Genomic DNA, 26,636 nt, shown 5'->3' with positions numbered 1-26,636 from the left:
GCTTGAAAGGCCAAAATGTCTAGCCCGTTGACTGATCTTCAATCTGTCGTTATGGGACTCCTTCAGGGAGTCAGTGAGTTATTTCCTATCTCTTCTCTTGGTCATTCAGTAGTTTTTCCCGCACTTTTTGGTTGGAACAACCTAGTTGCCGCTCAAACCGCAAAGCACTCGTTTTTCCTAACGTTCCTAGTGAGTCTCCATGTTGCCACGGCTTTGGCACTGATTGTCTACTTTAGGAACGAATGGGTAAAGATAATTTCAGCATTCTTTCGATCGATCAAAAAAAGACGTATTGACGACAAATATGAAAGATTGGCATGGCTCTTGGTGGTCGCCACAATTCCCGCAGGAATAGTTGGCCTCATCTTCGATCATGTTTTAAAGAGTCTCTTCGCCAAACCCCTTGCGGCCTCAATATTTTTAATTGTCAATGGCGGCATCCTGATCGCTGGAGAAGCGATCATGAGACGCGCGATTAAAAACAAGGCGACGATATCCGCGGAAGGCAGAGATTGGGCAGAGGGAGAACGGCCCCTAGCAACGCTTAAGCTCAAAGAAGGCGTAATAATCGGAGTTGCTCAAATTTTTGCTCTCTTTGCAGGAATTTCCCGATCGGGTGTCACCATGGTCGCCGGTCTTGTTCGCGGTCTGGACCATGAAGATGCCGCTAGGTTCTCGTTCCTTCTGGCAACACCGATCATTCTTGCAGCTGGACTTTATAAACTGCCAGAGGTATTTGGATCCACCGGCAACGGCGTTAGAGTTCAGATGCTCATAGGTGGCGTAGCTGCATTTATTGCCGCATTTATCTCAGTTTCATTTCTATCGCGATACTTCAAGACCAAAAATCTCCTTCCTTTTGCGGTCTATTCAATTGTGGCCGGTATCGCCCTAACAATTAGATTCTATTAATAACGAGGGTCGCATTGACTATTGAGTTCAATGGATAGATGCGATCTTAATTATCATCGCCTAGGTCGAAGGGAGACCACAAAACGTGAGCGCGCTTTGGATTGCGATATTTGCTCCGCTTGGTGCATTGGCTCGCTACTATCAATCCAACTTAGTGGCAGGCGCATTTGGAAAATCTTTTCCATATGCAACCCTCTCGATAAATGTCATTGGCTCTTTCCTAATGGGCCTTTTATTTTATTTCACTTTGGATCGCCTCAGCGTTTCACCATCTATTAGAGCTGGAGTGCTAACTGGATTTCTAGGTGCCTATACGACGTTTTCGACGTTCTCTATCGAAACATTGAGTCTCTTTCAAGAAGGTAAGGTCACCAAGGCAATCTCTTACTCGCTCATGTCTGTTATTTTAGGATTGGGTGCAGTTTATCTTGGAAGCGTCCTAGGTAAGAAGTAGTATTGCCATAATGATGATGATCCATGTCTATCTAACTGAAGGCGACCGCGAAAAAAGGGCTTCCTTGGCCGATGTAGTTCTACGCGAGCTGCACGACAACTCTCTGGCAACTGGTGCCACATTGCTACGCGCCGTTGGAGGCTTTGGAGAACACCGAGAGATCCACAAAGCTACAATTTTAAATCCAGAGGCACACCTTCCTTTGGTCATTGAATTCTTTGAAGAAAACGATGACGCAATGCGAGCCGTCAACTACCTAAAGAAGCACCCGGGCCTTAAAATTATCAGTTGGCCCATCACTATTCACCAATAGCCTTTGGTCTGGACAATCTTTCGACAATAAAGAGAAGCCTTGGGTCCTGATACCCATCTAAGGCTCTAAAACTACAGCGATAGATCCAATACAAAAGATCAAGTTGAACCCTTGTCCACCATCTTTAACTCGGCTCTCCTTACCATCATGTGCGTCACCAAGACCCCATAACAGATAAGTAACGCCTGTACGATAAGAACTTTTGGGTCTTTCTGATTTGGCACTGCTAGCGCCTTTATCAGATCAGAAAGACAAGCACCGCACCTCTGCTACCTGATAACTTTTTTAGGCCTGAGAATTAACACCTGAAATAAAGTTAAATAGTTTGATTAGCATTTTCAGGGAAACGCCACATCAAATGCCCAATGATGGATTCGATTGCGGTTCAAAAATCCACCTCTCAAAAAAGCGCCCAATCAAATAATTGTGGTCTGCTTAGCGCCATAACCCGACCGTTGCATCTGAATGATAAATGGTGAGTCTACTCACTAGATGCACCTTTTTCAAGGTTCTTCCTTCGGGCTTCATTCTCACTCGCCCGAGGGTCGTTCTTGCCTCTTTGAGCACCGCCAGTATTGCTAGCGGTCTTACGTTCTCTCTTGCGATGATGAGTCATCCCATCATCGCAACTGCCGCCTGTACCAAATGGCCTGGGAACGGGCAGGGCGCTGGACCCAACTGGCCCACAACTGATAACCGACCAGTCACGGATATTCAATGAAGCATTCTCATCTCGATCCACCTCAACATGACAAGTATCACAGATAAGTCTCTTTGCGAGCTTTGCACCCGTGAGTCTGCCTGTGCAGTTGTGGTGGATTTGCGACGAGGGAAAGAAGCGATCTACAACGACTACCTTGACTCCGGCACGTTCGGCCTTATAGGTAAGCGTTGGTTTGAAGGCTCCGAGTCCGGCATCAGATACCGAACGGCGCAATGCCCGTCTTCCCATACTTCGACCCATGGCAGCGATGTTAAGGTCTTCAATCTTAACTTCGCTGTAGTTATCCACCAGGTAACAGGTTAACTGATGGATACTTTCACGACGGACGTATACGGCTTTACGGTCTAACTTGACAAGCTTGGCTTTCGCTTGCCTGTGACCGTGTGATCCGGGTATCCGTCGGATGAGATTGCGCCCAACCCTACGACGCTCATTCATAGTAGCTCTGAGCGGAGCGGGGTTAGGAATAGCTGTTATGCCGCCATTGCTGTCTGCGATAGTAGCAAGTGACCTTAGTCCTAGATCGACACCGGCGCGGGGGTCTTTCTTGGACATAGTTGCAGACGGTGGAGTAACTACGCTTGTCTTGATCGCGAGCTGGCAGGAGACGAACAACCGACCCCATCTCTGTGATAGAGTGCGCTTGAGTAGACGAGCATTGTTCTTAGCTAGGTGACGCTGTATTCTGCGCGTGTTCTCCATAGAGCGTAGCGCACCTATCATCGGCAGCACGATTGTTCGATGATCGTCCTCAAAACCCATAGTGCCAGTCGTAAAACGTACTCTGTTGCGGTCTTTTCTCTTAGACTTGAACTTCGGGAAGCCGACCTTTCTACCCTTTCGTCTGCCGTGTTTAGAGCTAGACCAGTTAGATAGCGCGCGAACTAGGTCAGCTATACCAGAGGCATACGCCTCTTTGGAGTTATCTCCCCACCAGGGCGCGACCTCGTTCTTCTCCTGGTTCCACCGTTTGCGGAGAGCCTCAAGAGTCCACGGTGTGGATGGGTAGCTTACGTCTGTTCTCTTGGCATCCATATCCGACTTGACTTTGGCTAGTGCCCAGTTGTAGGCGAAGCGTCTAGCACCAAAGTGAGAACGGATACCAGATGCTACCTGTGGATCTTTTGGCCACTCGACCTCAAACGAAGCCCCTGTGACCGTCCAACCAGTCGGAACCTTCTCGCCGGTATCGTCACATAGCTGCAAATAGTACGCTGACTGGCTCTAGTGCATCTCGGTATTGCTCGAAATCTCCGGTGAGCGATATCTTCCTTGTTGGGTTACCTTCGTCAAGAAGAACCTTACCTCCGGTGAGATCGGATACTCTTTGAGCCTGTGCTTTTGTCCGCATTATCGCGATCATGAGCACACCGCATCAATAGCACGCTGAGCTTTGTTAGCAGCCGAACGGCGACCGTATAACCGAGCACACAAAGACGTGAGTAGCTCCGTGACATCACGCACTAAGTCATCGTCTACCTCGCCTGGGTCTACCACAACCAATTTCCTGGACTGAGCCTCAAGTGCGGCCTCTATGTATTCGGCTCCAAGCCGGCAGAAGCGGTCTCTGTGCTCTATCAGAATCGTGTCTACTGTTGGGTCTTTAAGTAACGACAGAAACTTTCGCCTATGTCTGCGAAGTGCCGAACCAACTTCGGTTACTACGCGATCTATTGAGTACCCGTGCTCTGTAGCCCAGGTAAGAACTCTGGCAACCTGGCGATCTAAGTCTGATTTTTGATCTGCAGAAGACACTCGTGCATATATGACGGCAGACTTAGATACGGACGGTTGAGACTCTAGGTCTCCCACCAATATCAGTTGCCCTACTTTAGCGCAGGGACAGGCAGAGTACCGGCACGATACCACTTATATGCCGTTTGAGGATGTATACCTTGGGACAGCGCCCACTCACGCAAGTTCATTACATATCGTTATAGCACATCTCTGCGTCAACTGTTGCAACCCCTGACTGTGGTCATGCTTTGGTTTTATCGTCCATAGAAATTCAACACATACCTAACTTAAGGGTTGCTAACTTGATGCTATACTTAAAGTATTGATTTACAAATTCATCATATGATAAAAGAGAGTTTCAATGAGCACACCTCTTCACCAACTTAAAGCGGAGTTCTTTAAGTCGATGGCACACCCGATGAGAATCCGTATCTTGGAGCTTCTGACCCAAGAGTCGATGACCGTTTCGGCACTCATGGCCGAGATCGGCGCTGAAGCTTCCCACTTAAGCCAACAACTAGGGGTGCTAAGGCGAGCTGGGCTCATAGTCTCAGAAAAATCAGGGTCTACAGTGACTTACTCAATAGTTCACCCAGAGGTTGGCGATCTCTTAAAAGTCGCCAGACACATCCTTACCGAGGTCCTAACCAACGCCACCTCGCTTCTAAAAGATCTTCAACAGTCATAGGCCACTTAATGAGCAACGAAGAATCGACGAAATCAGAAAGTCGTAATAAGAAAGAAAATAATCTACTTAGAGCTGTGTTGGGTAGAAAAACTACAACCCAAACCGAACCCCTACCCGACTCTGAAACCTTTATTCGCCCCGACATTAATTCAAAATCGCTGGTGTTGCGTCACGTTGACGTCGGTAGCTGTAACGGATGTGAAGTTGAACTCGGCCTCTGCTTCGCGCCAATCTACGACATAGAGAGCTATGGAATCTCTCTGACTGCATCCCCACGCCATAGCGATGGTCTGATAGTCACAGGAGTAGTTACCTCCAACATGGCAGCACCACTTATGGATGCCTATCGAGCCACACCCGCTCCCAAGGTAGTCATTGCACTCGGAGATTGCGCGATCAATTGCAACGGCCTTGGCGATGGATATGGAGTTGAGGGAGCTGTAGGTGAGTTTTTAGAGGTCGACCTTCAAATTCGAGGCTGTCCTCCCGAGCCCAAGTCGATAATCGCCGAACTCCGGCGGATCGCAAAAGCATGATATCGACCCAAATACCCAATCCAAAAGCAGTCGAATCTGACCAAATCAAAAAAAGATTTGACCCAATGGGTCGTTTCTTTGTCATTATGATCTGCACTCTTAGCGCATTGGTTGCTATTTCTGCTACCACCATCGCCCTTTTAGCGATCACTCGACCGCCTTGGCATGGCTCAACGAACTTATTTCTAGCAATATATGGCTTAAAACTCGCAACAGATCCTCTCTCTGGGGTCTTTCTCTTGATCTCAGGCTCCCTTGGGGTAATGGTCATACCCCACCTCTATGGTTACTTGCGAAGAAATCATCTTCCAACAACAACCGTCATAGCAATACCGATCTTCATCTTCACTATGGCTCTCGTTCCGCTCGCCAACTCTACTCCTACCTTCTTTTTTTTCTGGGAGTTGATGGCTCTAGCCTCAGTACCCCTAGTCGCCGCCCACCCCAATGATCAAAGCGGTCGACGCGCTACCTTTGTCTATCTGGCAATGACACAACTGGGAGCGATGGCGATTCTTGTCGCTTTGGCAATTATCTCCGCATCGCACCCAGGAACCCCATTAGCTGGCCTTTCGGCCCTAAGTAGCCGCGACTCGAACACTCTTAGATCCCTGGCCTTTCTGTTAGCCTTAATTGGCTTTGGCTCCAAGGCTGGTATTGTACCATTTCATATTTGGCTCCCAAAGGCACATCCCCAAGCGCCTGGACCAGCTTCAGCCCTAATGAGCGGTGCAATGGTGAGCCTTGGAATCTACGGCATAATTAGGTTTTGTATCCTCTCTTTGGGGACCGGGGCTAAGTGGTGGGCGATAACCTTGATCGTATTTGGATCAATTACTGCCATCTATGGAATCCTTCAGGCCTCAGTTAATAAGGATCTAAAGGTGCTTCTTGCCTATTCAACGGCTGAAAACATGGGGTTAGCCCTCATAGCGATAGGGCTATTTCAACTCTTTAGGATCCTTCACCTACCCAATTTGGCCGCCGAAGCACTTGGGGCTGGCGTATTGATCCTTGTTGCCCATGGCCTATTCAAGGGACTAGCTTTTTTAGTAGCCGGCTCGATTCAAAGCGAAATAGGTATAACCGACCTCGATCAACTTGGTGGACTCGCCAAAATAATGCCGGTATCAACGGTTGGCTTTGGAATAGCGGCCCTCTCGGCTTCTGGTCTCCCATTTGGAAGTGCCTTCATTGGAGAGTGGCTCCTGCTTCAAACAATTATTCATCTTCCAAGAGATATTGGCTCCCTGGTCCTCATCGGTCCTATTGCTCTTGGTGTAGTAGCACTTACCGCTGGATTGAGCGTGCTAACTATGGTCAAAGCATTTGGAATTGGATTTTTAGGTACGCCAAGATCCAAGAGAGCAGGCGAAGCCCACGAATCATCTACGACCATGTCGACCTCAATAATCGCCCTTATGATCGCCAACCTTGGTCTCGCATTTGATCCGGGTGTGATAAATTTTGTCATCCTTCATCTGAGCGAATCAATCAGCGGGGTTTATCCCAGAATCGCCCTTGGATCTCGCATCTCTATTACCACCACTTCGTCTGCGATCTTTCCTAGCATAGGTGCGGCTCTGTTTATAGTGGGTGCAATTGCGATCTATCTAATCCGACGCTTAACCGCTTCGAAGAGACCACAGCCATTAGATGAGATTCGTTGGGGCTGTGGAGCCAAAGAATTGACCCCTAAGATGCAATATACCGCAACCTCATTTGCTGAACCCCTAGAGCGGATCTTCTCGGACATCTTGGTTCCTCGTCGAGATATCGAGACCGACGCCTTTGATTCACTTGATCTAATCGTAAAACGAATAGATCTCCGAGAGTCTCCTCATGACGCTATCGAGACCGCCCTCTGGAATCGATTGGCCAGAGCTCTAGATCTTGTCGCTAGTCAATTCCGACGCTTTCACAATGGATCGCTCATTCGGTATTTAATGCTCGGTGGATTGGGATTTGCCGTAGTAATGGTGGTGACACATTGAGTTATCTTTCCCTCATCCTTCAGATCACGCTAATCGTAGTGATCTCGCCACTAATTGGCCAACTCATGATCAAGATCAAATCTAAAGCCGAAGGAAGAAGAGGACCTTCCTTGCTTCAAGGTGTTCGAGAACTTGGCAAACTCCTCAAAAAGGGAGAGATCAACCCGATTGGAACTGGGAGCGCCTTCGCGCTAGCACCGGCGATCTATTTAGTATCCACCCTGGTTTTATCTGCCATAATTCCGCTAATTGCCCTCAAACTTCCGGGCTCATCTAACTACGACCTCTTCTGGGTGGTAGGAATCCTACTGATTGGAACAATTGCCCTCGGCCTTGGCGGACTCGATACCGCCACAGCCTTTGGAGGAATGGGAGCCAGTCGTGAACTTATGGTGGCCGCACTTATAGAGCCAAGCATACTTATGGCCATCTATGCGCTTTCAATTCGGGCAAACTCATCCAATATCTTCAATATCGTGCATGCAACCCTCTCAAATCCGCAACAGATCGCCTCGCCACAGAGTGCCTTAGCGCTAATTGGCCTTGTTATCGTCGTCGTTGCCGAGGCTGGCAGGATACCAATAGACAATCCATCGACACATCTAGAGCTCACCATGATCCACGAAGCGATGGTACTAGAGGTAAATGGACCAAAATTGGCAATGGTAAAACTGGCCTCTTCCATGAGGTTGGTTATCCTGATTGGCCTTGTGGTAAACCTATTTTTTCCAATTGGCATCTCATATTCAACCTCCTCTGTCGGATCGATCATCTTGGGGATCGTGGCACTTGTCATAAAGGTCTCCCTTTTGGCTGGTCTGTTGGCATTTGTGGAGGTATTCTTAGCCAAGTTACGCCTCTTTAGGGTTCCGGAGCTTCTAGCTGGATCCTTTGTCTTTGGCTTTCTAGCCGTCACTGCATCATATTTTCTACCGGTCATCAAGGCTTAGGAGTTCTAGATATGTCTGTGGGATCCTTTACCAGCCTCTTTTACTTTGACATTGGCGCCTTTTTATTTTTCACCATGGCCATTGCCTGGAGAAAAAGTCTCTTTGGGCAAGTCCGACTCTTACGCGCAAATGCAATTGCGCTCTTTTTGTTGGGGCTACTCAGTGGTATCTATGCCAAGGACGCTGCGCTTATTGGCCTTTCTATTGTGATATTGCTAGTGCGAGCATATGGAATTCCCACCATAATCGCAAGGGCAATTCCTCATTCAGGCGACCAATGGGAGTCGACTCGCGTTGTAAATACGACTGCTTCAATCTTGATTGTGGCAGCAATAACTGCATTTGCATACATATTGACAGAGCCGTTGGTGGCTCTAAATCCGACCAAACGGATCGCAAGCCTTCCTGTTGGAGTCTCCGCACTGCTAATAGCCGTCTTTCTCATTGTAACTAGAAGGCGCATCGCAACTCAATTGATCGCCTTTGCCCTCTTTGACAACGCAATTTCGGCCTGTGCCTTCGTCCTAACCGAAGGAGTTCCATTGGTAGTTGAATCTGGCGCGCTATTAGACGTTCTTCTTTTGATCTTTGTCCTGGTCGCCCTGGCATCCAATATGAGGAGTCAGACACAGAGTATGGATATTGCAGAACTAAGGGAGTTGCACGAATGAACGCATCCGATCTACTTGGTTTAATCGTGCTTCTACCGATCCTTGTATCGGTGGCACTCTATTTCTTTGGGTGGAACGGTGCCACCCAAAAAATGGAAGTTGTTAGCGTCCTGGCGATAGGAGTCGCCTCAGTGGTTATATACCTTGACTCACGCCACGGAAAACTCCTACAATTTCATAACCTTCTTTCTGGAGATGCTCTAACAGCTATCTTGCTGGGGCTTACCTGCGTTGTCTCGACGATGGCAATCCTTGCCAGTCGTGAATATCTCGAGCGCCATCCCGGTGATCAAACCAAACTCGTTCAAAGCAACAAGGGCTACGCCATGGCAATGCAGATCTTTATTGCAGCGATGACGCTAGCTGTCGTATCGGACAATCTGGGACTTACATGGGTAGGAATTGAAGCCACCACCATATCTACAGCATTCCTAGTTGCACACAAAGCCACCACCAAAGCTTCAGAGGCCGCCTGGAAGTATGTAATCATCTGCTCTTTTGGAATAACAATCGCCTTTTTTGGAACCGTTATCTTATATTTCTCAGCGATCAACTCCGGAATGAGTCCAGCCAACGCCTTAGTCATTCACGACTTGGTAAAAAATGCCTCACACATGAGAAACAATGCGACCACTTTGGGCCTTGGACTACTGCTCATTGGATACGCCACCAAAGTTGGTCTCTTTCCATTTCATACTTGGTTAGCCGACGCTCACTCCCAAGCGCCAGCGCCTGTTTCTGCACTCATGAGTGGTGTCTTGCTTAGCGTTGCCGGCGGAGTCCTACTTCGCATCTCAGAGATCAGTCGCCTCAGCATCGGCCACAAAGTCTTTAGCGACGTTCTTATGACGATGGGAGTAGCCACCATAGTCATAGCGGCGATGTTGCTTGTGCGCCAAAAGGACTACAAACGCCTATATGCCTATTCGTCACTGGAAAACATGGGCCTTATAGCAGTTGGAATTGCAGTTGGAAGCAAGATCGCTATCTATGGACTTATAATCCAAATCGTTGGCCATGGTATCTCCAAAGGAATCGTCTTTATTACAACCGGCCACATCTATGACGAGTTAGGTGATACCTCTATCGATTCGCTTCGAAGCCTATCGCATCGAAGTCCAATCCTTGCCACCTTCGCGATCATTGGAACAGTTGGAATCTTGGGATTTCCTCCCTTTCTTCTCTTTGGAGGAGAGACCTCGATTGCCTTTGGGTTGATTCGATCCCACGACATAATCGCATTGATAATCGTCGCTGGCGCACTTTTGATAGCTGCTATCTCGATCTATCGCCATGGTATCGCCATGCTCTTTGGCCCAGTTGGCCCAGGTCAAGATACAAGGCCATTTTCAATTAAAACAAGAGCGACTCTAATGCTCTTTGGAGCAAGCCTTCTATCGCTTCTTTTAGGAATCGATGGCCCAAATGTAACCACCATTGCGCGCGCTGGAGCCAATGCCATTGGAGTGAGCTTGTGACGAATTCTATAAATCAGCAGCTTCATCAAATCACTAGCGGAATCTCGGTAATTAGAAGCAGCGAAGCCACCGACTCCGATAGTCTTTTGGGTCGAGTCGCCTTTTATCTCAATGAGGGCTATCGCCTTAGCCTTGTTTGTGCTAAGCCACTTCCTCAAACTATTCTTGTTACCTATTGTCTGGTGGGGAAAAACCCCGATCGACGCCATGAGATCCAATTAGAGGTAAAAAGAGAGCGACCCGAACTACCAAGTCTGGCCAAAATCAGCTTTTCGGCATCCCGATTTGAACGTGAGATGGCCGACCTTTACGGGATTATTCCGCTGAATCATCCTCTACCAAAGAGGCTTGTACGCCATGGCCATTGGCCAGAAGAATGGTACCCCATGATCTCGAGCCAAGAAAAACCCAAGTTCGAATCAGATCGCCAAGTTGGCTACCCCTTCCAAGAGGTAGCCGGAAGTGGAATCTATGAAATTCCAGTTGGTCCTATCCATGCTGGAATGATCGAACCGGGCCACTTCCGTTTCTTCGCATTAGGTGAGACTGTCATACGCCTTAGAATCCGCCTCTGGTTTCTCCATAAGGGGCTAGAAAAACTATTTGTAGGCAAGACTCCAGCTGAAGCGATAACTCTCGCTGAAAAGATTTCAGGTGATACGTCATTTGGCCATAGCCTAGCTATGACAATGGCGATCGAAGATGCCCTTGGAATCACAGTACCGACCCGAGTTGCAAGTGCCAGAGCGATCCTTCTGGAGGCTGAAAGAATCTACAACCACATAGGAGATATCGGAGCACTCGCCAACGACGTAGGGTTTTCTTGGGGAAATGCAATAGCGCTAGATCTCAAAGAGGAGATGATGCGCCTCAATTCGTCTCTAACCCAAAGTCGCCTACTTCGAGGAACCCTTGGAGTAGGGACAGTTAAGATCTCCGATCACCTCGATCTGATTGGAATCGATCGAATTGCCTCAAAATTTGAAGAGCTGATCGAGATACTCACCAACCATTCAATGGTAAGAGATAGGTTCCATGGAACCGCAATCTTGGGCGTGGCCCAAGCAAAAGAGATGGGCTGTCTTGGGGTTGTGGCCCGAGCGAGCGGCATAGAGGTAGATGCCCGAATCGACCATCCCTTTATGACAATTGGACCTACGGCATCAACCCTAGAAACCGGAGACGTAAATAGTCGGTTCCTGCAAAGGGTGAATGAGATAAGGGCATCAGTCTCTTACATTAGAGAGCTCGCCCGCTTTCTAAGGGTTGAAGAACCCATCGCACAAGTGTCAACGCCTCCTAGGGAAAGCGGCTTTTCTCTCGTCGAAGGTTGGAGAGGCACTATTGCTCATCGAGTCGAGATCAAAGACGGTATTATAACCAATGCTAAGATAGTCGATCCCTCGTGGTTCAATTGGCCCAGCCTTCCAATTGCCATGACCAACACTATCGTGCCCGACTTTCCCCTGGTAAATAAGAGTTTCAATCTTTCATATTCAGGAAATGATCTCTAAGAACACAAAACTCCCTCAAACAATTGGGCTCTTAGTTGCAAATTACTCTATGGCCAGATCAAATTTCCACAACTGATATTGCAGTTAGGTATTAATCTAAAGCGAGCGCAAGACTCTCTTTAGGACCTTACCTTGAGAATCTGTGGGTAAGAGATCGACGATACGAATCGACTTGGGTACTTTGAATGACGCAAGTCGTTCTCTAGCAAAGGCCAAAATTTCATCGACTTCGCATGCAACGTTATCTCGCAAGACGACAAAGGCTGTGATCGCCTCTGACCAATAGGGATCAGGAACACCCACCACTGCCACTCGCTCAATTGCGTGGTGTTGAGAGATAACACGTTCAACCTCGACTGACGAGACATTAAAGCCGCCGGTTTTAATGACATCCTTCAAGCGATCGACAAAAAACAGATTTCCCGACGAGTCGATTCTCATCACATCTCCTGTGTGAAGCCAACCATCGCCAAACAACTTCTCGCTTCGATCAATGTCATTGAAATAACCACTTGTAATCCCTGGACTTCGAGCGATAGCTTCACCGACATTGGTATCGTTTCCATCTGGGTCGACAATCCGAATCTCAAGTGCGGGCATCGCTCGTCCAATCCAAGAAGGATCTCTATCTGGAATCTCTTCCATCGTATGAAACCACCCCGAAGTCCCTACTTGAGCCAATTCAGATTGACTCCAATAGGTGCCCCATAGAATCTTCGGATGGACCGCCGACCAGGCATCTAGCATTGCTTTGGGAACCAAACCGCCATAAGTTATCGCTCTGGCCAAGGTGGAGACTGTTGCATTTGTAAAATTCAAACTCTTTGACATAGCAAGATAAAAAGTTGGAGTTTGGGCCATTATCGTTATCTTCTCGGACAGAATCAGGGCAATTGCCCTATCGGGATCGATAGTTGCTGGCAAAACTACAGTTGCTCCCACTTGGGTTAAAGTAGTCATGGTTCCAATTCCCGCCATTGTAAAGAAGGGCATTACGAACAACCACCGATCATCACGCGTCAAAGATAGGTCGATGCTCCACGAGGGAATAGTGGCAATCAGATAATTTCGATTTGAAAGCATCACCCCTTTAGGTTTTGCCTCGGTACCACTGGTGAGAACGATCATGGCTATATCATCTTCGCCTGCCTCTCGATTAGGGACAAATGGAGCCATCGTATCAAAATGCGATAGATCGACCAACTTTTGTGTTCGCTTTAGCTTGCCTTTATAGTCCCCATCTCTATCAGCGATGACCACCAATTCAATAGAGTGTGCATCTTTGATCACACCTTCGTACTTCTCCAAAAACACGCGATCAACAAAGAGAACACGAGGCCTCAGTGAGGCAAAATGATCCTCAATATCCAAAGGGGTCAACAGTGGATTTACTCCAGATAATGGCATACCTACCTTCAGTGCGCCATACCAAAGAGCAACATAGTCCAAAGAGTTCTTAGCAATTGCACAGATTCGATCTCCGATTTCCATTCCAGCTTGGCTCAGTGCACTTGCCACCTTGTCGGAATAGTTATCGAGTTCCAAATAGGTCATAACACTCCTATTTGAATTCAAATCGTAAGAAACCACCGCCTGGCGATCGCCAAAGTGCAAGGCATTGCGCCTTAACTGATCGGCGAGGCTCGCGCGCGTCATTGTATCCTTATAACGACTCACTGTGACTCCACCTTTGATTTAGTTAGAACAGACAAAGTCCATCCTTGGAAAAAATTAATTAAAATTTGTCAATCTTTTAGCTGCCTCGACGATCGAAGTCAACTTTGACCCCGGAGGAAATGCGTCAACACCAAGGGCTTCTAAGGTCCTCTTAGCAGATGGAGTAATGATTCCTCCAACTATAACTGGTGGCGGCGACTCCAACTTAGCGATCTCATCGACCAGCGACAATACCAAATCCAGACGTCCACCGACATTTAACCCCACCAGGTCAGGGTCCTCCTGGATAACTGCACTCATTATCTCGTCCCTAGTGGCCATACCTAAAAGCACAATCTCAAAACCCGCTTCTCGCAGGGCGTGTTCGACGACGGTGATTCCTCTCCAATGGCCATCTAAACTCGTCTTTGCCATCACGACTCTAGGCGAATAAGGAGGTGGTTGGTTAAAAGTCAAATGGAACCTCCCAGCTTCCAAACGAACTTCTAAAGACCGAGCCAATCTCACCTAAGGATACTTCAGCCTCTGTTGCGGCCATCATTGCCGGCATTATATTCGAAGAGGACACACATGCCTCTTCGAGCCCTACAAGGGCGTCCCTAAGTACCTTTTGATCTCTTGTTGCTCGCAAGTCAACGAGTCGTTCCATCGCATTGTCAAAGGCGTCTCGCGGGGCTTCAAAGGCCTCAATCTCATATGGAGAGACGTCATCCATAAAGCAGTTAACTCCGACCTTTGCCACACGGTTGGTCTCAATGTCATATGCGGCCTCATTTGATCCTGCTACTGCCCTCCTGTATAACCACCCTGACTCTAGAGTGGCGATATAACCACCCTGGGCTACAATCTCATCGAAGACTCCAAACCCTTCCTCAACAAGTTGGCCAGTGAGGCTCTCAATTAAATATGACCCACCAAGTGGGTCAACGACTGAAGTCAAATTTGATTCGTTTTGAAGGATCTGCTGAATTCGAAGCGACATCTGGTGCGCATGCTCACTTGGAATTGTGATGGCTTCATCGTAACCAGAGACCCCTAAAGATTGAGCACCCCCCAAGACCGCGGCCAGAGCCATCAAAGTGCCTCGAACGATATTGTTTAGGGGTTGTTGATAGGTCATAGCTGATCCAGCTGTGACTACATGAATTCTAAGTTGGCGAGCACGCTCGTCGTCGACTCCGTAGCGCTCTTTGAGCATCCTCGACCACATAACCCTTGCCGCTCGAAGCTTTGCGATATCTTCAAAGATATCCATCGACGTTCGAAGGTTGATGCCACCGATAGACCTTGCGACTTGGGCAACTTCAATATTGCCCCTCTCCACAATTCCATCCAAGTACTCTTTGGCATTCGCCATGAGCAACCCTAGCTCTTCTTTGGCATTTAGCCCGGAATCCGCCCCGTTGTAGGCGGCTATCGAAACGGGAACCCATCGGGGAAGATTTCGGTGACAAAACTCAATTAGATCAAGATTCAACCTCAAACCATCGCGTGGAGGAATCTGCTCCTTGGCGATACACCCCAAATATGTCAAATTGAAGTCAGATTGACCGGTGCCCGCCAGACGCTTTAGATCAATACCACGACTAGCCGCCACATTCCAGTAGCATGCATTCGCGAACGGGCCGTGCTGTACGACTGCCCCACCGGCGTGCGCGTAGGTATTTTCAATATCTATTCCATCAAGAATCGTCGCAAAGTCACGAATCGACAAAATAACTGCCCCAGTTAGCCCCACATCACCACTGCGCGCCAACACCTCGGGATTATCTACGTCATATAGATGATCCGCAGTCATCCTGTCGTGCTCCATCAAAAAGCCACTCTCACCGTGGCTCAGTAAAAACTTAATCCTCTCGGACTCGTCGATTGGATTCCCAAAGCCAGAAAGTTGAAAGATCCTCCACGGCTTTGTGCGATACATCTTTGGATATGCGCCACGAAGATATGGGGGCTCGCCTGGCGAAGTCGAAAGAAGCTCTCGATGACCCTCTGGAATATCTCCATAACCATATATGGGTTTAAGCTCTATTCCACTCGTCGTTCTTCTGATCTCGTCGGCCATTCATTGGCTCCTAATCACGACTAAGACTTCTACCATCAAAGCCATCGACACGAACCATATCCGAGACCTCCATCCTGGTCAACTTAGTTGGAAAGGGGTTCAGTGGCCATCCAACGGCTATTGTCGCGGCCGTTATAAAGCCATCGGGAACATTCAATAACTCCTTTACTTGGGGCTCTGAGATACACAGCAGGGTCGTTAGAGCAGTTCCTAGCCCTTCGGCACGAGCAGCCAATAGGAAATTCTGAACTATTGGATATATGGAACCTCCACCAACGACGCTTATGCGTCCAAGTCCAGCATCAGTTGGATGCAGTCCATCCACCTCGGCACAGACCACTACTAGCGCTGGAACTTCTTCTAAGTGCTCTGCAAAATAGTCTGCGGCTTGAACGGTCTTATCCAGAGCACCAGCACGCACTTCCCCGCTCCCAATGCCAGCTAAATAGGCTCGCCACGGGCCGATATACCAATCTTTGAGTGCTTGTCTTTTCTGCTTATCCCGCACCACTATGAACCGTACCGGTTGGCGATTTCCACCTTGTGGGCCAAATCGTGCTGAGTCGAAGGCCCTGAACAAGACGTCGTCTGGCACCTCTCGATCTTGAAAATATCTACAAGTACCTTGTGTACGCATCGCCTCTACAAGATCCATCTTCGCCTCCAAAAATCTTACCGATGTGGCAAATGTTACCAAACGCCCCATTGGTAAAAGAGAAATTATTCAACTTTCAAAACTAATTACCAGGTGGATAAATTAACATGGTCAATAAACCATCTCCCTGGAAATGGCTAACTAATAATCACATAAAAAGTATTTTCGCTATCGCAGTCGCCAAATTAGCTGATCTTTACGTACGCTTACCCGTAGCATTGAAATTCGCACAAGGCGAAAACTTGCTTGCGAGCTCATATTGCACTCTCGATAATCGTTATCAGACCGGTTGGTCGTGATGCCTTGATGGAAGTGATACTAGGCAACCTCAACCAAAAGACGCGGCCGCAAGCCCCATCTGTAACGGTGCGGAAGTTCACAACTCTATTTAGAAAACTTTATCAAAATAGAAATCTACCGAAGCGCGAGGTTATTCCATCGATGTTTCAATACTTTAAGTACTTTATTAGTCTTATTTTCATCAAACGATAGCGCACCATTGACTAGTTCAACCAAAATTAGCTCAGTTGCGGCGATAAGTTTGTCTAGAATTTTGGTCGCCACAACTGTGCTTAATCCAACTGTGCTTAATCCAATAGTCGAGCCGAATGCTAGGATCATGCGCCTTGATAGTTCGGTTGTAGACCCAGCTAGTCTTAGCGCCATGGAATTCTCACCATAGAACACCCTAGAACAGAGTGGAGACAAGGTCGTATGCGAGAGAAAGCGACCATAGGCCACTAAGCGACTTTACAACTGAGATATTTTTGGCGTGAACATCTCCATTTCCAGTGAGCCAAGCAAAACAAATCTGGCAAAATAGATCGAGTGCTACTACCACCTCTGCGCTGCAAACTGACACTATCGCCGCTGCAACTTCTTCGTAACTTAGTAGGTACTTATCGCCTGGCCAACGACCCAAAAGTTGACAAGCATTCCGCTGGCGGCATAAACGCAGCAAACATATGCGTGCGTTACTACAAGCATGCACGTGCTAGAATAGCGGCATGAGGACGACAGTAGAATTCGATAAGGACACCGCCCAGGCCATCGAGGCCCTGCGGCGCGAACAACACCTTGGCATGTCCGAGGCGGTGAACGAACTGATTCGCCGAGGCCTGGTTGCCCAGGTCATACATCCCCCGTTCCGCCAGCGCACAGCACCGCTCTCGGTAAGCGTCGACGTCTCGAGCGTCGCGGACGCCCTCGAAATCCTCGATGGCGTGGCGACCCGCTGATGCTAGTTGACGCCAACGTCCTGATCTATGCCGTCGACGAACGGTCGCGAGCTCATAGCGCCGCTCGGAATTGGCTCGAAGAAGCACTCAACGGCTCGCGCCGAATCGGGCTGCCCTGGCAGTCGCTGCTGGCCTTCGTTCGCATCGTCACCCATCCGCGAGCCCTGCCCGTCCCACTCACTCCAGTTGATGCGTGGTCATTCGTCGCCGACTGGCTCGACGCCCCCGCCGCGTGGGTGCCCGATCCGGGACGCGGGTACCGAGACATCCTTACACGGCTAGTGATCGATCTCGACCTGCGAGGCAACCTGGTCAGCGACGCCGCGCTCGCCGCGCTCGCCATCGAGCACGGCCTGGCTGTCATCAGCGCTGACTCCGATTTCGCGCGCTTCCCCGAACTTATCTGGCTCAATCCGCTCAACTCCTAATACGCTGCGGCGGTGGGCATGTGGGGCACCTGCGGAGATATTTCCTATTGACTTTGGTGACCAAATTGGCCGAGAACGAAAAGGCCTCAACGCCTGAGTAGCCATACCGGTAAACCCAGCGAAAGCCAAGCCGGAATGGTTATTATTCGTTCCAATTTCACGGCGTCGCCAAAATCTACCCTCGCTGGCAGAACTGGAGCCAGGCACTTCGGCGACTGAATCTTAGGATGTCTCCCTGGAACGCGCTGGAAGCGATTTGGTACCCACGCTGGAAGAGAGAGCCGGATGCGGTAGAAGTCGCAGGTCTGGTTCGGAGGGCGGACCAGAGAAACCCACCGACGGAAACGTTGGCAGGGCGCTCTGGTTCGACCCTACCAAAACAAAGCCTATTGTAGGCTCCCCCGTCCTTTTCGATCCTAGCGATATTTGTAATGCACTCGTTGGTTTAAAGGGAGTGAGAATTCTTTACTACTGCAGAAATGGCCCTATGGCTGAGATTGCAATTGAGCAAGTTATCTCAAAAGTGACCTGTCCGCTTTGTCTCAATCCGGCACAGGTAAAGGAACGACCCTTTGTCACCTATATCGATCTTCCTTTTGGGGGTACCCCTACGAGGATCAAGTGGAAGAAACATCGGATGACTTGTAATCAATCTTCATGCGAGAAGAGAAGTTGGACGTTAGTGATCACCGTATTGCAGCTTCACATAGTGTACTTACAACTAGAGCTGCCAAGTGGGCGACAAAGCTGGTGGGTATGGGCCGATGTGTATCTGAGCTAGCAAAAGAACTCAACTGTGACTGGGGCGTAATAAATCGAGCAGTAACCATCTACAGTAGAGCTCTACTAGAAGCTGATAAGAAGCGAATTGGAAAAACAAGGGCTCTTGGCTTTGACGAGACCCTCTTTGTGAGAACTGGTAAATATCGCACGCAGAACTGGTGCACAACTATTTGTGATGTCGCGGAAACCGACAGCTGATCGATATCGTCGAATCAAGGAGCTTTACCGAAGTAGCAAAATGGGTAAAGAAACGTCCAACTCACTTTAGGGAAAGAATTGCCTATGGCACTTTAGACATGTCAAATTCCTATGCTGCTGTCTTTAGTGTTACCTTACCAAAAGCAACCCAAGTGGTAGATAGATTTCACGTCATCAAGCTTGCCACTACTGCACTAGATGGAGTACGCAGACGGCTGCAGCTAGAGAGAACTGGTCACAGAGGTAGAAAAGATGATCCTTTGTATCGATCTCGCAAGCTACTTGTGATGAAGGGGAAGAACTTAGATGAAAAGACCACCAAGCGTATAGAAACGCTTCTTGAATTGGGAGATCCAAACGCTGAGGTTGCGCTTGCCTACAGAGTAAAAGAAGCATTATCTGACTTTTATGAGTGTAGGGATATTCACCAGGCACAAAAATACTTAGAAGAGATTGTCGATCGCATATCACTTGTGGCTATGCCACTAGAGCTTCGCAGACTTGGAAAGACTCTCAAATATTGGTTTAAAAACATACTTATCAAGTTTCGTAAGTTTCGCCTTCACCGAGACCAGATTGGAGCTAATCCTTAGTAGAACAGATGTTCTACTAAGGTGGCATGGTGGATCTCTCAGGCTTTATGGTACGCTTCGCTTCAAAGTAAGCATGTGAAGATCATTTGATCAAATTGCTTATGCTATGACGGATTTAGATGTCCAAAGTGTGACTCTGACCAATTTACTTTAGTAAGGCCAAATCATTTCAAGAAATGCAGCGTCTCGAGCTCCACTTTTTCAATGTAAATCTTGTCGACGTCAAACTAGCGTTACCTCCAGGACTATCTTTCATCGAAGCCATATCTCTTTATCCAAGTGGTTCTCCGCTATCTATCTATTGTCCAACGACAAGCGTGGTCTTTCGGCTACTACCCCCTAGCCATTAGAGCCTGACTATTCCGATTCTCTGGACCACTATTGGTAGAATCTTTGGACCACAGCACCAGTATCTTTGGACCACTGTACCGAAGTCTTTGGACCAGACTTTCCTGATCCCTTTAACCTATCTCTAAGTTACCTCAATCCCGGTAGATGTCAGGCTAGAAGGTCCCTTAATTAATGCCTAAATGGCTCGTCTTTTTGATATTTATTTGTCCATAGTCCTCTCGTTGTTGGATTAGAAAGTTGTCTTTCGCTTTTCTGAGGATTACGGACAACTCTAAGCCAGGAGTAGCACGAGGGGTAACTGGTCCCAATGGGTAGTTTCGGAACCAGTTACCCTTCTTTTTATTATTTGTTTATCGGTAGTAGCGATAGCGGTGGGCCCTGTGGTCGAGATCTGGCACCTGCATGTAAACGCGAAGCGCTTATTCACATGTGTCAGATTATTTGCGAGGCAAGCGTGCAGGCGTCCACCGCTCACTAAAGATGGCCTGATCTTTAGTTTGTTAGATTCGCTTAACCAACGGTTAGCTCGTCATAGGCAACTGCGCCATCACAATGAGGACACAGTCCTCCAAAGCCAACACGACGCATGAATTTCTGACATTCGTCGCAGCGTTGCTCCCCGAGGGCTCGCTCCCCGCAGATATCACACTCATATACAGTGATTGGCTTTAGCGGCTGTTTCTTACCTACAACAGGTACCTTGGATTGGCTGTTGTCGCGTCGAGCTCGATAAGCACTAGCTCTACAACGCTCTGAGCAGTAGGTCTTACGACCCGATACTAAGAAATCACTATGGCAAACCGGACAAGCTATCGTGACGCTATCGTGACGCAACGGGATTTCGTTACTCATGAGCCGTCTCCCATTTCGCTATGTTGTGCTCGTATCTTTCGCATTGACTCGCCTTTCATCTCGAGGCGCATTGAGTCATGAACGAGACGATCGAGTATTGAGTCTGCAACTGTTAGATCTTCAAAACTTTGATACCAAGTGCTAACGGGAAGTTGTGAGGCGATGATGGTAGATCCAACACCAATGCGCTCGTCAAGAATATCTAGTAGCTCTCGGCTACCCCGTGATGCAATTGGTGCTAGACCAAAGTCGTCTATCAAGATAACGTCCTTGGACCTTATCTTGGTGAGGAACGACTTGTAGGTGCCATCGGCTCTTGCTATGGTTATCTGTTCAAGTAGATGCGACAGTCGAAAGTAACGCACTGTATGGTCCGCCACGATTGCGCTATGGGCTATAGCACAGATCAGATAGGTCTTACCGCAACCAGTAGGACCGGTAACTAAAAGGTTATGGTGACGTCTTAGAAAACCAAGTGAGAGTATCTCGGCTACCTTGGCCTTAGGAACACCCCGATCAACTGAAAAGTCTATTTCGCCTGGATGAGCTAAAACTTTTAATTCCGCCTCTTTTATACGTCGTTGGATCCTACGATTAACCCTTAGATCAACTTGTGCACCAAGGATCATGGCCAGCCTCTCTTCGAATCCCAATGACAGTGAGGCTGGTTCATTTAATTGCCGATGAAACTCTTCCAGAGCGCCCGATAGTCCTAGGCTATTTAGGTGTTGGGTAACTATGGCCTCAGATGACATCTTCCATACCTCCGTAGTAGCAGGCACCCCGGATGTTGTCATGAGTTGTGATGCATGGCAAATTTGGGGTTTCAATTACCTCTGTCTCAAAGAGTCCCTTGGAAGCGATGCTCCTAAGAGAAGATGACTTAGTGGATCCAATAGCTATTGCATATGCGCACGATTGCTCACATACTTGAGCTCCGTAGAGTTTGGCTACTTCAGCTATCTGAGCTAAAGAGCCAATTGCTAATCCAGTAGATGGCCCCACTCTATCTAGGATTACCTCGGCGAAGCTAACTGCTGATGGGCCTATATTTTTGATCTGCGTAATCAGTCCATCGATGGATGTGGATCTTTGATAGATGAGGTGATTTTGTGGCATATGTGCTTCGATGGTGGTGTATTTTCCAGATAGCATCGATCTTGTATGAATAGCCACGCAGTTGCTACCTTCATAGATCTCAATCGTATCGATGGTTGCCTTAGCACTTAGGGAGCTATTTGCTAGGCGGTATGGAACGCTGTAGTAGTTTCCTGCTACCTTGACGTGGTAGTTGGATCCTGCTCTGGCATTAGACCAGATACCGAATTGGAACTTATGAGGAGGAAGTGGAGCTAGGCAGTTAGCTTCGAATTCTACGAATCTATCCTCGCGAGAGAAGTCCTGGCCACCTATCTTGTTGTTATTTAGCCGATTGATCCCATCTAAAAGTGCTACATTGAGCTCAGCTATAGAGTAAAAGCGTTGATTTCTCAGTCTCCCGAGAATATCTCTTTGTACATAGCCAACCATCTGCTCTACGCGAGCTTTGTCTTTTGGCCTGCGAACCCTGGTCGGAGCTATTAAAGTACCAAGATGGTTGGCAAATTCCTTGAAAGAATTATTTAGCTTCAGCGCAGTCTTAGGACCTTTGGCGGTAGTTACCGCTGCAGCCATATTGTCTGGGACTAATCGACCTACAACACCGCCAAAGAAGTAGAGAGCCCTTTCGGTTGCATCTATCACACAAGATACATCTTGATATCTGGTAGCCCAAATAAATGTCTTGCCTGAAAAGGCAAGAGTAGCAACAAAAATAGAGGCTTGGTAGTCGGGATCACTAGCACCTGGCGATGAGTAGATTCCCACCTTATCCCCAGCGAAGTCAATCAATAGCTGATCCCCTGGTACATGCTCTAAGTGCATCGTGAGACTACGGTCTTTTTTGGCTTGACGGATAAATTCGGCAAATTGCGAATATCCATAGTGCTCATCGGGAAATTGCTCACAATACTCGTCAAAAAGTACTTTACGAGTTGGTGGATTCGGCTTGGCTAGCTCTGTGAGTATCGCATCCAAATTCGGCATTACCGCTCCATTGGATTTTGGACCCGGACTATTTGGATAGCAGATAGCAGAGAGTGCCTCATCGTCAAGGTCGCATGCCTCTTGGATACTAACGCCTGCTTTGGCGAGCCTATCGAGATGTCGACTTACGCTTTGGTGTGAGATACCAAGCGATGTTGCTATCTCTCTATTGCTGTAACTACCCTTGGCTACAAGAGCCAATAAATTACGGATATCTTTCATATCCACCTTCCATTTCTTTGAAGCCATTTATGTTCATTCCTCCTTTGGCGTCCACATTTTTTGGGACGCCAAAGCAAGTTAATCAGATAAAGAATCAGGTGGTCCAAAGATTTCGGCGAGGTGGTCCAAAGATTGTGGAATCATGGTCCAAAGATTTCAGCGAGGCGGTCCAAAGATTGTGGAAAAGTCAAGAGCCCTTGCTAAATTCGTTGAAGTATCTTATTCGACTGGCTGGTTGATGCTAAATAAGCTACCTAAGGCAATGGCTGAGCGTAATAGCTGAGCGTAATGGCTGACCGAGATGGTTTATACAAACTTGGAGAAAACGCCTGAGTAGATGAGTTCTTTTTAGATGGTGAGAGCCATGGCGAAGGCAGAAGAGGAAAGGGAACAAAACAAACCAATGTTCTAATTGGAGTGTCGATTAGCAATGGTGCTCCTACTCATTGCTTCATGGAAGTAATCAAAGATACCACTGCTAAATCACCCAAAGATGTTTTTGTGAGACGTTGAGATTCTAATACCAAGCTGATAAGTAATGGTAACCCAAGTTACGGGGTATGTGCTGAAAGACCTTGGACTAGCGCACTGGTTCACTCTATCCAAAGACGAACAAGCACATGTAACATTCAAATGGCTCAACATCCTGATAGGGAACTGCAAGAAATTTATCGACGGAACATACCACGGACGTGAGGAACATAAGCAACTTATGCCTCGAGGAATTTGCATACCGATTCAACCCAAGGCACTTTGAAATGTCCTTGGTAGAGCGACTTCTCAATACATGTGTGTTTGCGTCTCCACATCCGCTACTCCGCGAATCTGACTCCAAAATGGCTCTTGCTTACGAAACTTGATAAGTATGTTTAAAAAGATCATGGCCTTTCACGAAGAACGAATGACCAATGGTCCTACCGAAGGACTCAACAACTTGATCAAAAGAGTAAAGCGTGTAGCTTTTGGCTTTACCAACTTCGAAAATTACCGCATAAGAGCACTACTCTATGGCGGAAAGCCCAACTGGAGAGTACTTGATTCCATCGTGGTGAAATAACTAAGCCACCAATACCCACTTTCATTTACCAAAGACAACAAACAACAAGATGATCATCATGTTAGTGATGCCCTTTGTTTTGGCGTATCTGAGTTGACTAACCCTACTTTCGGCAACCACCCCATGAAAGCCCAGGTAATGACCATATTGGTGTCTGGATTTGGGCACTACAGTTGAGCAATCACCTTCTTGGTTCGAGCTAGGGTATCTACTACTCCAAGAATAGAGTAGATCTCTTTTTGGGTAGAGTTTGGAGTAGAGGAGATACGAAGGTTATGTAGACGTTTGTTATCATCTAACATCGTTACGTTCAAGCGGCTATGGGTAGACACTTGAGCAAGAATGCTGTGAACACTTCTTTTGTCACCGGCTTGAGATAAGCTAAGTGCAATTGCTCCATAGAGGTGATAAGCAACTACTGAAATAAATAGATGAGCAGCGGTACGACTAGCTAGTTGGTGATAGATCGGTCTCATCCCTAGATTGCTCTTTAGGGCTTTGAATGCATCCTCTACCTTTGTTAGGGTCATATAGAGCTTCCAGATCTCTTCTGGTTCTAGATCGTTCCTATTGGTCTCAATCACATATGCACCATAGAGAGTCTCAGCTGCTTCTTTTACTTTTGGTTTCTCAGTCAAAACCAGCTCTTTGACTTTTTGGTCATCGCCAGTTATGGCATCTATCTCATAGCGACGTGCAATAGAGCGATGCTCTTGCTTTAGCTTTCCTATTCTTGAAGCCACAGTTGTGGCATTGGAATATTGACCACGCTTAACTGAGTCAGCTAGTTTGTCAAATGCACTCTGGAACTTAGTTTGCATACCTATAGCAATTGCCTCTTCTTTATCCCTGCGACGCTCTGAGATACATAGGATCTGCTTTATCTTGTTGTCCATGGAGTCACTTGCGTATGGTTGAGCTCTATTGGAATGGTTGGCTTGGGGTTCATTGCTCTGGGGTTCGTTGACAATTGACTCGACACCGAGGGAATCGCCGCCAAGTGACTCGTTGGCTTGTGGAGGGCCATACATGGAATCGATACCGAGGGAATCGCCGCCAAGCGACTCGTTGGCTTGTGGAGGGCCATCCATGGAATCGACAGTAACCGACTCATTGCCCGACTCGGCAGCTTCTACCTCAGCACCCGCCTCGGCAACTTCTCCCTCGGCAACTTCTACCTCAGCACCCGCCTCGGCAACTTCTCCCTCGGCAACTTCTACCTCAGCACCCAGGTCATCACCCAGTTCTTTGATGTAGATGCTCTCATTGGAGGAGTTCTTGATCTCTAAGAAGGTATCTTTTCCTTGGCGTAGTTCAGCTAGATAGTGTCTAGCTGCATTAGCGCGTGTAATTACCAGATAGCTAAGACCATAGGACTCAATCAGTGCGATGTTGTCATAAGTTGCTATCCCTCTATCCATGATAACCGTTGGGAGATCTTCGCTAAAGAGTCCCTGTCTTAGGTGACTAGAGATACTAGATAAGACATCACCAAGGGTTTCAGGCTCTGACTGATTACCGGGATATATGTGGCTATAGATCGGTAGTCCACGATCATCCACCAAAAGGGCAAGACTTACTAAAGTACAGTCGAAGCGCTTCTCTTTGGAGTGGCCATATTGGGCTAGATCATTACCAAGTGTTCGTCCCTCAAAATAGGCATTGGTAAGATCAAATAAAAAGAGACGCTTATTAGTTGGGTAAAGCTCATTCTCGGCTTTGATAAGTGCCATCTCGATTGAGTCTTTAGCTTCGTAGATAGCATCAGCTATCTCATAAATAGCATCTTTACCGATATTGCTAAGGTCTTGGTCTACCAATTCATAGAGTGCAGAGTCCTCTTTTAGGAAGCGATGTGTTTCAAGATCAGAAGAAGGAGCAACCAAACGAGCACATATTACAGCTTTAGCAATTGCTGTCTCTTTTTCACTAAGGCCACACCGTAGTAGTTGCTCTTTGATCTTCAATCTGTCATAGAAGCTACTAGCTATTAGTTCAGGACCTAAGCGCCTAATATCAGATGCCTCTAGAGATGATGTATTGACATTTAGGAACTCGGCATCTTTTGTGATTACTTCAGAATCGGAGCGAAGTGTTTGAGTAACAGAAAAGCTAGATAGAACTTTATCGGCTATCGACTTTAGTTCTAGGTCACCTTCAAACAGAGACTCAGAGCCAGCTAGTCTCATCGTCAATATCTGAGCTAGCTTCTTGTAGTCCTTAGGATCGATCTCAAGTCGTCCTAGATCCATAACTATCTCTTGGCGTACTTTGTCTCCTTCGCGATAAGACCTAACTAACTGATGCTTTATATATTTAGTTCCAGTTGCCTTATTCTTAGTGGTCTTCTCGCGAATGAACATATAACAAGTATACCAGATGAATTACCTTGTAGGTCAATATTCATAGCTAACTCTAAGCTTAGGGCACTACATTCGCCACTTGAGAAAACCGAACTTCA

General features: G+C 47.6%; 25 protein-coding genes and 4 pseudogenes. 17 read left to right on the top strand and 12 right to left on the bottom strand.

What is annotated here, in order from left to right; translation table 11 throughout:
- Window positions 1-15 precede the first annotated feature (15 nt).
- The 3 genes from ACIDITHRIX25_RS81230 (at window position 16) to ACIDITHRIX25_RS81220 (ending at window position 1,679) form a co-directional block, all read left to right on the top strand.
- Window positions 16-912, top strand: coding sequence for an undecaprenyl-diphosphate phosphatase (locus ACIDITHRIX25_RS81230; RefSeq protein ID WP_052604460.1), 897 nt, complete (start codon window positions 16-18; stop codon window positions 910-912).
- An 85-nt stretch (window positions 913-997) separates the two neighbouring features.
- Window positions 998-1,366 carry a fluoride efflux transporter CrcB gene (gene crcB, locus ACIDITHRIX25_RS81225; protein WP_052604461.1) on the top strand — a complete coding sequence of 123 codons (369 nt, stop codon included), beginning with the start codon at window positions 998-1,000 and terminating at the stop codon, window positions 1,364-1,366.
- Window positions 1,367-1,376: 10 nt separating this feature from the next.
- Entirely contained in the window at window positions 1,377-1,679 is a 303-nt protein-coding gene (locus ACIDITHRIX25_RS81220; protein WP_052604462.1) for a DUF190 domain-containing protein, read from the top strand.
- 481 nt (window positions 1,680-2,160) lie between these two features.
- Here ACIDITHRIX25_RS81220 and tnpB read toward each other — a convergent pair.
- Together tnpB and ACIDITHRIX25_RS81205 are read right to left on the bottom strand one after the other, a co-directional pair.
- Window positions 2,161-3,766 (bottom strand): annotated as a pseudogene (gene tnpB, locus ACIDITHRIX25_RS81215) (IS607 family element RNA-guided endonuclease TnpB).
- A pseudogene (locus ACIDITHRIX25_RS81205) lies at window positions 3,763-4,328 on the bottom strand (IS607 family transposase). The pseudogenes tnpB and ACIDITHRIX25_RS81205 overlap by 4 nt, the downstream one beginning before the upstream one ends.
- Before the next feature lie 173 nt (window positions 4,329-4,501).
- Here ACIDITHRIX25_RS81205 and ACIDITHRIX25_RS81200 point away from each other — a divergent pair.
- From ACIDITHRIX25_RS81200 to ACIDITHRIX25_RS81170, 7 genes are all read left to right on the top strand, one after another.
- A complete protein-coding gene (locus ACIDITHRIX25_RS81200) occupies window positions 4,502-4,828 on the top strand; it encodes an ArsR/SmtB family transcription factor (protein ID WP_052605612.1) in 327 nt (108 codons plus the stop codon).
- A gap of 8 nt (window positions 4,829-4,836) precedes the next feature.
- Window positions 4,837-5,364 carry an NADH-quinone oxidoreductase subunit B family protein gene (locus ACIDITHRIX25_RS81195; protein ID WP_082058630.1) on the top strand — a complete coding sequence of 176 codons (528 nt, stop codon included), beginning with the start codon at window positions 4,837-4,839 and terminating at the stop codon, window positions 5,362-5,364.
- A gap of 65 nt (window positions 5,365-5,429) precedes the next feature.
- Entirely contained in the window at window positions 5,430-7,358 is a 1,929-nt protein-coding gene (locus ACIDITHRIX25_RS81190; protein ID WP_201733525.1) for a proton-conducting transporter transmembrane domain-containing protein, read from the top strand.
- Entirely contained in the window at window positions 7,355-8,308 is a 954-nt protein-coding gene (locus tag ACIDITHRIX25_RS81185) for a respiratory chain complex I subunit 1 family protein (protein ID WP_201733524.1), read from the top strand. The genes ACIDITHRIX25_RS81190 and ACIDITHRIX25_RS81185 overlap by 4 nt, the downstream gene beginning before the upstream one ends.
- Before the next feature lie 11 nt (window positions 8,309-8,319).
- Window positions 8,320-8,979: a hypothetical protein gene (locus ACIDITHRIX25_RS81180; RefSeq protein WP_052605615.1), complete on the top strand. Its 660-nt coding sequence runs from the start codon at window positions 8,320-8,322 to the stop codon at window positions 8,977-8,979.
- Window positions 8,976-10,457 (top strand): proton-conducting transporter transmembrane domain-containing protein, encoded by a 1,482-nt coding sequence (locus tag ACIDITHRIX25_RS81175; RefSeq protein ID WP_052605616.1) that lies wholly within the window; start codon window positions 8,976-8,978, stop codon window positions 10,455-10,457. Before ACIDITHRIX25_RS81180 ends, ACIDITHRIX25_RS81175 begins: the two co-directional genes overlap by 4 nt.
- Window positions 10,454-11,971: a hydrogenase large subunit gene (locus ACIDITHRIX25_RS81170; protein WP_200891247.1), complete on the top strand. Its 1,518-nt coding sequence runs from the start codon at window positions 10,454-10,456 to the stop codon at window positions 11,969-11,971. Before ACIDITHRIX25_RS81175 ends, ACIDITHRIX25_RS81170 begins: the two co-directional genes overlap by 4 nt.
- Before the next feature lie 96 nt (window positions 11,972-12,067).
- Here the strand turns inward: ACIDITHRIX25_RS81170 and ACIDITHRIX25_RS81165 are convergent, their stop codons facing one another.
- The 6 genes from ACIDITHRIX25_RS81165 to ACIDITHRIX25_RS81140 all read right to left on the bottom strand — a co-directional run bounded on the left by ACIDITHRIX25_RS81165 (window position 12,068) and on the right by ACIDITHRIX25_RS81140 (window position 17,359).
- Complete coding sequence (locus ACIDITHRIX25_RS81165; protein WP_201733523.1) at window positions 12,068-13,648, bottom strand: class I adenylate-forming enzyme family protein; 1,581 nt, start codon at window positions 13,646-13,648, stop codon at window positions 12,068-12,070.
- A gap of 54 nt (window positions 13,649-13,702) precedes the next feature.
- The gene (locus tag ACIDITHRIX25_RS81160) at window positions 13,703-14,104 is read right to left on the bottom strand and encodes a cobalamin B12-binding domain-containing protein (protein ID WP_213333458.1); all 402 of its coding nucleotides are present in this window, start codon (window positions 14,102-14,104) and stop codon (window positions 13,703-13,705) included.
- The gene (locus ACIDITHRIX25_RS81155; RefSeq protein WP_201733521.1) at window positions 14,094-15,713 is read right to left on the bottom strand and encodes an acyl-CoA mutase large subunit family protein; all 1,620 of its coding nucleotides are present in this window, start codon (window positions 15,711-15,713) and stop codon (window positions 14,094-14,096) included. The genes ACIDITHRIX25_RS81160 and ACIDITHRIX25_RS81155 overlap by 11 nt, the downstream gene beginning before the upstream one ends.
- A 10-nt stretch (window positions 15,714-15,723) precedes the next feature.
- Window positions 15,724-16,368: a nitroreductase family protein gene (locus ACIDITHRIX25_RS81150; RefSeq protein ID WP_052605644.1), complete on the bottom strand. Its 645-nt coding sequence runs from the start codon at window positions 16,366-16,368 to the stop codon at window positions 15,724-15,726.
- 414 nt (window positions 16,369-16,782) lie between these two features.
- Entirely contained in the window at window positions 16,783-17,034 is a 252-nt protein-coding gene (locus ACIDITHRIX25_RS81145; protein ID WP_052605620.1) for a hypothetical protein, read from the bottom strand.
- 22 nt (window positions 17,035-17,056) lie between these two features.
- The gene (locus ACIDITHRIX25_RS81140; RefSeq protein ID WP_283770439.1) at window positions 17,057-17,359 is read right to left on the bottom strand and encodes a HipA domain-containing protein; all 303 of its coding nucleotides are present in this window, start codon (window positions 17,357-17,359) and stop codon (window positions 17,057-17,059) included.
- Window positions 17,360-17,375: 16 nt separating this feature from the next.
- Between ACIDITHRIX25_RS81140 and ACIDITHRIX25_RS81135 the strand changes: the two genes are divergently transcribed.
- From ACIDITHRIX25_RS81135 to ACIDITHRIX25_RS81115, 5 genes and pseudogenes are all read left to right on the top strand, one after another.
- Window positions 17,376-17,606 carry a ribbon-helix-helix domain-containing protein gene (locus ACIDITHRIX25_RS81135; protein WP_201733519.1) on the top strand — a complete coding sequence of 77 codons (231 nt, stop codon included), beginning with the start codon at window positions 17,376-17,378 and terminating at the stop codon, window positions 17,604-17,606.
- Window positions 17,606-18,034, top strand: coding sequence for a TA system VapC family ribonuclease toxin (locus ACIDITHRIX25_RS81130; RefSeq protein ID WP_082058633.1), 429 nt, complete (start codon window positions 17,606-17,608; stop codon window positions 18,032-18,034). Before ACIDITHRIX25_RS81135 ends, ACIDITHRIX25_RS81130 begins: the two co-directional genes overlap by 1 nt.
- Before the next feature lie 657 nt (window positions 18,035-18,691).
- The gene (locus ACIDITHRIX25_RS81125; protein WP_249685757.1) at window positions 18,692-19,015 is read left to right on the top strand and encodes a hypothetical protein; all 324 of its coding nucleotides are present in this window, start codon (window positions 18,692-18,694) and stop codon (window positions 19,013-19,015) included.
- The gene (locus ACIDITHRIX25_RS81120) at window positions 19,012-19,608 is read left to right on the top strand and encodes a transposase (protein ID WP_201733599.1); all 597 of its coding nucleotides are present in this window, start codon (window positions 19,012-19,014) and stop codon (window positions 19,606-19,608) included. Before ACIDITHRIX25_RS81125 ends, ACIDITHRIX25_RS81120 begins: the two co-directional genes overlap by 4 nt.
- An 86-nt stretch (window positions 19,609-19,694) precedes the next feature.
- A pseudogene (locus ACIDITHRIX25_RS81115) lies at window positions 19,695-19,945 on the top strand (transposase); the annotation flags it as partial.
- A 524-nt stretch (window positions 19,946-20,469) separates the two neighbouring features.
- On the opposite strand, the gene ACIDITHRIX25_RS81110 reads toward ACIDITHRIX25_RS81115, so the two are convergent.
- The 3 genes from ACIDITHRIX25_RS81110 to istA are packed head-to-tail and all read right to left on the bottom strand — an operon-like array spanning window position 20,470 to window position 23,145.
- Window positions 20,470-20,811 carry a hypothetical protein gene (locus ACIDITHRIX25_RS81110; protein ID WP_201733516.1) on the bottom strand — a complete coding sequence of 114 codons (342 nt, stop codon included), beginning with the start codon at window positions 20,809-20,811 and terminating at the stop codon, window positions 20,470-20,472.
- Window positions 20,808-21,608: an IS21-like element helper ATPase IstB gene (gene istB / locus ACIDITHRIX25_RS81105; protein ID WP_082058385.1), complete on the bottom strand. Its 801-nt coding sequence runs from the start codon at window positions 21,606-21,608 to the stop codon at window positions 20,808-20,810. Before istB ends, ACIDITHRIX25_RS81110 begins: the two co-directional genes overlap by 4 nt.
- Window positions 21,556-23,145 (bottom strand): IS21 family transposase, encoded by a 1,590-nt coding sequence (gene istA / locus ACIDITHRIX25_RS81100; protein WP_201733515.1) that lies wholly within the window; start codon window positions 23,143-23,145, stop codon window positions 21,556-21,558. The genes istB and istA overlap by 53 nt, the downstream gene beginning before the upstream one ends.
- A gap of 169 nt (window positions 23,146-23,314) precedes the next feature.
- Between istA and ACIDITHRIX25_RS81095 the strand changes: the two are divergent.
- Window positions 23,315-23,978, top strand: a pseudogene (locus ACIDITHRIX25_RS81095) (IS1595 family transposase); the annotation flags it as partial.
- Window positions 23,979-23,983: 5 nt separating this feature from the next.
- Window positions 23,984-24,175 carry a transposase gene (locus tag ACIDITHRIX25_RS81090; protein ID WP_201733514.1) on the top strand — a complete coding sequence of 64 codons (192 nt, stop codon included), beginning with the start codon at window positions 23,984-23,986 and terminating at the stop codon, window positions 24,173-24,175.
- Window positions 24,176-24,342: 167 nt separating this feature from the next.
- On the opposite strand, the gene ACIDITHRIX25_RS81085 is transcribed toward ACIDITHRIX25_RS81090, so the two are convergent.
- Entirely contained in the window at window positions 24,343-26,538 is a 2,196-nt protein-coding gene (locus ACIDITHRIX25_RS81085) for an IS1634 family transposase (protein WP_201733513.1), read from the bottom strand.
- Between the last annotated feature and the right edge of the window lie 98 nt (window positions 26,539-26,636).

The sequence above is a fragment of the Acidithrix sp. C25 genome (assembly GCF_904848545.2).
Note: the sequence above shows the minus strand (reverse complement) of the source record. Positions and strands in the feature narration are given on the sequence as shown.

Coding starts and splice junctions, on each gene's coding strand:
- ACIDITHRIX25_RS81125 (WP_249685757.1), top strand. CDS start 18,692: ATGCGAGAAGAGAAGTTGGACGTTAGTGATCACCGTATTGCAGCTTCA.
- ACIDITHRIX25_RS81090 (WP_201733514.1), top strand. CDS start 23,984: ATGTTTAAAAAGATCATGGCCTTTCACGAAGAACGAATGACCAATGGT.
- ACIDITHRIX25_RS81130 (WP_082058633.1), top strand. CDS start 17,606: ATGCTAGTTGACGCCAACGTCCTGATCTATGCCGTCGACGAACGGTCG.
- ACIDITHRIX25_RS81220 (WP_052604462.1), top strand. CDS start 1,377: ATGATGATGATCCATGTCTATCTAACTGAAGGCGACCGCGAAAAAAGG.
- ACIDITHRIX25_RS81145 (WP_052605620.1), bottom strand. CDS start 17,034: ATGGCGCTAAGACTAGCTGGGTCTACAACCGAACTATCAAGGCGCATG.
- ACIDITHRIX25_RS81195 (WP_082058630.1), top strand. CDS start 4,837: ATGAGCAACGAAGAATCGACGAAATCAGAAAGTCGTAATAAGAAAGAA.
- ACIDITHRIX25_RS81190 (WP_201733525.1), top strand. CDS start 5,430: ATGGGTCGTTTCTTTGTCATTATGATCTGCACTCTTAGCGCATTGGTT.
- ACIDITHRIX25_RS81155 (WP_201733521.1), bottom strand. CDS start 15,713: ATGGCCGACGAGATCAGAAGAACGACGAGTGGAATAGAGCTTAAACCC.
- ACIDITHRIX25_RS81110 (WP_201733516.1), bottom strand. CDS start 20,811: ATGAGTAACGAAATCCCGTTGCGTCACGATAGCGTCACGATAGCTTGT.
- ACIDITHRIX25_RS81150 (WP_052605644.1), bottom strand. CDS start 16,368: ATGGATCTTGTAGAGGCGATGCGTACACAAGGTACTTGTAGATATTTT.
- istB (WP_082058385.1), bottom strand. CDS start 21,608: ATGACAACATCCGGGGTGCCTGCTACTACGGAGGTATGGAAGATGTCA.
- ACIDITHRIX25_RS81230 (WP_052604460.1), top strand. CDS start 16: ATGTCTAGCCCGTTGACTGATCTTCAATCTGTCGTTATGGGACTCCTT.
- ACIDITHRIX25_RS81200 (WP_052605612.1), top strand. CDS start 4,502: ATGAGCACACCTCTTCACCAACTTAAAGCGGAGTTCTTTAAGTCGATG.
- istA (WP_201733515.1), bottom strand. CDS start 23,145: ATGGCTTCAAAGAAATGGAAGGTGGATATGAAAGATATCCGTAATTTA.
- ACIDITHRIX25_RS81175 (WP_052605616.1), top strand. CDS start 8,976: ATGAACGCATCCGATCTACTTGGTTTAATCGTGCTTCTACCGATCCTT.
- ACIDITHRIX25_RS81135 (WP_201733519.1), top strand. CDS start 17,376: ATGAGGACGACAGTAGAATTCGATAAGGACACCGCCCAGGCCATCGAG.
- ACIDITHRIX25_RS81180 (WP_052605615.1), top strand. CDS start 8,320: ATGTCTGTGGGATCCTTTACCAGCCTCTTTTACTTTGACATTGGCGCC.
- ACIDITHRIX25_RS81085 (WP_201733513.1), bottom strand. CDS start 26,538: ATGTTCATTCGCGAGAAGACCACTAAGAATAAGGCAACTGGAACTAAA.